6 protein-coding genes are annotated in these 4,480 nt (G+C 63.0%); 1 reads left to right on the top strand and 5 read right to left on the bottom strand.

Annotated elements, in window-relative coordinates; all coding sequences use genetic code 11:
• On the top strand, nucleotides 1-877 hold an 877-nt coding region (locus AB4Z11_RS24100), incomplete at its 5' end, for a LysR substrate-binding domain-containing protein (RefSeq protein WP_442028209.1).
• A gap of 96 nt (nucleotides 878-973) precedes the next feature.
• On the opposite strand, the gene AB4Z11_RS24095 is transcribed toward AB4Z11_RS24100, so the two are convergent.
• From AB4Z11_RS24095 to AB4Z11_RS24075, 5 genes are all read right to left on the bottom strand, one after another.
• Entirely contained in the window at nucleotides 974-1,363 is a 390-nt protein-coding gene (locus tag AB4Z11_RS24095; protein ID WP_442028208.1) for a PEP-CTERM sorting domain-containing protein, read from the bottom strand.
• Between the two features lie 216 nt (nucleotides 1,364-1,579).
• Entirely contained in the window at nucleotides 1,580-2,305 is a 726-nt protein-coding gene (locus AB4Z11_RS24090; protein ID WP_442028207.1) for a PEP_CTERM-anchored TLD domain-containing protein, read from the bottom strand.
• Nucleotides 2,306-2,362: 57 nt separating this feature from the next.
• Nucleotides 2,363-2,755: a RidA family protein gene (locus AB4Z11_RS24085; protein WP_442028206.1), complete on the bottom strand. Its 393-nt coding sequence runs from the start codon at nucleotides 2,753-2,755 to the stop codon at nucleotides 2,363-2,365.
• Between the two features lie 10 nt (nucleotides 2,756-2,765).
• Complete coding sequence (locus tag AB4Z11_RS24080; RefSeq protein WP_442028205.1) at nucleotides 2,766-3,920, bottom strand: acyl-CoA dehydrogenase family protein; 1,155 nt, start codon at nucleotides 3,918-3,920, stop codon at nucleotides 2,766-2,768.
• Nucleotides 3,921-4,480: enoyl-CoA hydratase family protein (locus tag AB4Z11_RS24075; protein WP_442028204.1), on the bottom strand; the 560-nt coding region annotated here is incomplete at its 5' end.

Raw genomic sequence — 4,480 nt, 5'->3', positions numbered from 1 at the left:
ACATTACTTCGTCGTCGTCGCTGAAGAGGAAAACGTCGGCCGCGCTGCGGAAAAATTGCACATCTCACAATCCCCGCTGAGCCGGCAGATTGCTCAGCTCGAAGAAAAGCTAGGACTCACGCTTTTCGAGCGAGCACAACAGCGTATCAGGCTCACGCGCGACGGCCATACTTTTCTCGCCGAAACCAAGGCTTTTCTAACGCATGCCAACCGCCTCGAATCCATGGCCAAGCGCCTGGGGCGCGGCGACGAAGGCGGCCTGTGCATCGGCTATCTGGAAAACGCCATGCATTCGGGCGTGCTGCCGAATTCCCTGCGCGAGCTGCGCAAGACGCGTCCCGCCGTGCACGTAGCGCTTTACAACTACCACTCGGCGGATCAACTGGAAGGCCTGCGCCAGCGCAGCCTGGACATCGCCCTGGTCTGTGAGCCGCCTGCGCCGGATGATCCCGATCTCGACTTCGCGCAAGTGCTGAACGATCCGATGCTGCTGGCGATTCCGGAAGGCCATCCGCTGGCGACGGCGCTGAATCTGACGCCGGCCGATCTCGGCGCCGAAAAGTGGATTGGGGTGCTGCACAAGGAAAGCACGCTGGGCCACGACAACTTCGTGGCAGCCTGCGCGCGCGCCGGCTTCACACCGCAAATCAAGATGGAGGCCACCGAGCCGCTGGCCGCGCTGGGCCTGGTCGCCGCGGGCCTCGGGCTGACGATGATCCAGCACAGCCTGCGCTACCAGGCGCCGAAAGGCGTGGTGCTGCGCGACCTGTCCTGGTTCACCTACCGCACGCCGCTGTGGGCAGCCTGGCACAAGGTCAACCTGCGCCCGCTGGTCGAGATCTTCCGCAAGACGCTGCTGGAGACCAGCGCCACCTGATCGCTGCGTAAGAAGAGTTTTGCCGCCGGCCGGCTGAGGGCCAATTCAGCCTGGGCCTGCGCGCGGGTCCGCTACTACAACGTGGTCCTGCAACGACTAACTACGACGGCGCACGATGGCGCCAATCAGGCCCAAACCTGCCAGCAGCATGCCGTAGGTTGCAAGCTCAGGAACCGGTGAGGTGACGCCTTCACCGCGGCCAAAGATGGTCGCGTTGGAGAAATCGGGATTATTGTTATTCCCCTTCTCCACAGTCCAGTTCATTTGCCAGGTGCCCGAGAGCGTCTGGCCTGCGGCGACCATCCGGTTATCGAACAACCAGGCGCCGCCCTGGTCACCGGCATGCAATGCAAAGACCAGATCCGCTACCGCTGTCGTCGAGCCGGTATTGGTCACGGTCCAGGCGCCGCTATTGCTGGTCCCGGTCAGGGTAAAGCTCAGCGGTCCGGTACGGCTGAAGGGAGCGTTGCCATCCTTCTTGCCCAACAGGGACCATGCGTCGGTTCCAAAGGAATCGAAGGCCGTGCCGAAACCGCTGGTGTCGCCGTTTTGACCGGCTTGCGGATTCCAGCCTGCTTAATACACGAAGGCATTGGCGGCAGTCCCGTTCAGTGTCGCATCGTTGGCTGACGCCGTACCCGTGTCGGCATAGGCACTACCGGCCAACAAGCATGCGGCAGCAATGTCGCCACGCTGACGAGGTCAGGCGGCAGTAAGGGCGTTCCGTTTGCGGATGACACCAAACAGTGCCAGACCTGGCAGCAGCATCATCCACGCGGCAGGTTCGGGAACCAGGGACACGGTGAACACTTCCATGTCGCCAAAGGTGATATTGGGCTTCACGTAATCGCGTCCGTCGAGCAGGCTGGAATTGAAGTTGCTGCGCTCAGGATCGATGTAGGAGTACATGATCGAATAGCCGCCATTGGTCAGATCCCAGGGCACATACAAATCATGCCCGGCGCCGAACACCGGGCCGGATTTCGCGTCGTTGAAGGTCTGGAAGGAGCCCACCGTATCGAGCGCATACGTCTTGGGCGTCTGGCGATGGAACTCGCGCGAAGTCAGGTTGAAAATAAAGCCTGTACGCTGGGACTGGTCTGCGGTGATGTGGAAGCCGTCGGTGGAAGACCAGCTTTGCGGGTTGTAGCCGCCCACCAGCCAGCTCTGACCAAGCTCGTTGGTCGCTTCCATGACGGTGAAGGTCGCGCCTTTGCCATCGGCCGCGGCGTGGAAATCGGCCGCGGTCTGTCCTTCGCGTTTCTTGTAGACGCGCTCCAGCTCGATAGGCCCCTTACCCAGCCATCTTGCAAGCTGGGCTTTGTCCGCATCCGACAGGAGCGGCGTAAAAGCGTGGACGGATGCGCTGCTAAACAGCAGGAACGCCGCGAGAGCTGCTCCTGCAAGGCGCGTGGTGTGCTGGGCCATGGTGGCACCTCCCGGCGTCTGATTTCGAACACCGAGGAATATAGCACTTTAGAAAAATTAGGCTGGCACGACTGCAGTTACTTCGATTTCCACCCTGGCCCGCGGCTCTAGCAAGCCCGCCACTTCCACCGCTGTCATAGCAGGATAGTGATTACCTATCAGCTCGCGGTACACCTGCCCGATAGCTTTATAGGCTCCCATGTATTCATGCTTGTCGACCACATACCAGGTCATGCGGGCAATATGTTCCGGCCCTCCACCCGCTTCCGCCAGCACCGCAATGGCGTTGATCAGTGCCTGGCGCACCTGGCCAGCAAAATCGTCGGTCTGGAACTGGCAGTCGGCATCCCAGCCCACCATGCCGCTGACGAACACCATGCGGCCGGCCGCGGCGATGCCGTTGGAATAGCCACGCGGTCTGGCCCAGCCAGGCGGTTGAAGAATCTGCATCGTTGCTCCTTTATGCGTCGCGCAGCAATTCGCGCGCGATAATCAATTGTTGGACTTCGGTGGCGCCTTCGTAAATMCGGAGCGCGCGGATTTCGCGGTACAGGCGTTCCACCGGCTGTTCGCTGACCACACCCAGGCCGCCGAACATTTGCAAGGCGGCGTCAATCACCTGCTGCGCCGTTTCCGTGGCGGTCATCTTGGCCATTGCCGCTTCCTTCGTTACCTTGCCGCCCTGATCGCGCTGCCAGGCGGCGCGGTAAGTAAGCAGCGCCGACGCATCGATGCCGGTCGCCATTTGCGCCAGCTTCGCTTGCGTGAGCTGGAAGTCGGCCAGCGTCTGACCGAACATCTTGCGGCTTCTGGCGCGCTCCATCGCTTCGTCCATCGCGCGGCGTGCGAAGCCCAGCGCGGCGGCGGCAACCGAGGTGCGGAAGACGTCCAGCGTGGCCATCGCGACCTTGAAGCCCTGCCCCGCATCACCCAGACGTTTGGTCACCGGCACGCGCACATTGTTGAAGCGCAGGCGGGCCAGCGGGTGCGGCGCGATCACGTCGATGCGTTCCGCGATGTCGAAGCCCGGCATGTCGGCATCGACAGTGAATGCGCTGATGCCGCGCGCGCCGGGCTGTTCGCCGGTGCGCGCGAAGACGACATAGAAATCGGCGATACCGCCATTGGAAATCCAGGTCTTCTCGCCATTCAGCACATAATGGTCGCCTTGCAGCTCCGCCGCGCACTGCATGGCGGCGACGTCGGAACCGGCTTCCGGCTCCGACAACGCGAATGCCGCGATAGCTTCGCCGCTGGCCACGCGCGGCAGGTAATCGCGCTTGTTCTCCTCGCTGCCGAACAGACTGATGGCGCCGGAACCCAGGCCCTGCATGGCGAAGGCAAAGTCGGCCAGGCCATTGTGGCGCGCCAGCGTTTCGCGGATCAGGCAGATGCTGCGCGTGTCGATCACCGCGCCTGCGCCGGACGGCCCGGCCACCGCGTGGCGCAGCCAGCCTGCCGTACCCAGCGCGCGCACCAGATCGCGGCACTGCGCGTCCACATCGTGACCATGCGCGTCGCGCACATTGGCTGCTGCCCACGCGTCAAGCTCATGCTCCAGCGCTGCGTGACGCTGATCGAAGAAGGGCCAGTTCAGATAGGATTTGTCAGCCATTTAGTCGCCCTCGAAAACCGGCTTCTGCTTCGCCACGAATGCGTGGTAAGCGCGGTGGAAGTCATTGGTGGCCATGCAGATGGCCTGCGCCTGCGCCTCAGCTTCAATGGCTTCGTCTACGCCCATATTCCATTCCTGCTGCAGCATTTTCTTGGTCATGCCGTGCGCAAAGGTCGGTCCATCGGCCAGGCCTTGTGCGAACTCCTGGGCGGCGCGCAGCAGCGCGTCCGGCGCGTGCAGGCTGTTGAAGAAGCCCCAGCGTTCGCCTTCGATGCCGGACATGGAACGGCCGGTGTACAGCAGCTCCGCCGCCCTGCCCTGGCCGATCACGCGCGGCAGCAGCGCGCAGGCGCCCATATCGCAGCCCGCCAGGCCCACACGCGTGAACAGGAAGGCCGTCTTGCTGCGCTCCGTACCRAGGCGGATGTCGGAACCCAGCGCCAGCATGGAACCGGCACCGGCGCATACGCCGTCGATCGCGGCAATCACCGGCTGCGGACAGGCGCGCATGGCTTTGACGACATCGCCGGTCATRCGCGTGAAGGCCAGCAGGCCAGGCA

It is taken from the genome of Pseudoduganella sp. RAF53_2, from assembly GCF_052113985.1.
Lineage (GTDB): Bacteria > Pseudomonadota > Gammaproteobacteria > Burkholderiales > Burkholderiaceae_D > Rugamonas.
Note: the sequence above shows the minus strand (reverse complement) of the source record. Positions and strands in the feature narration are given on the sequence as shown.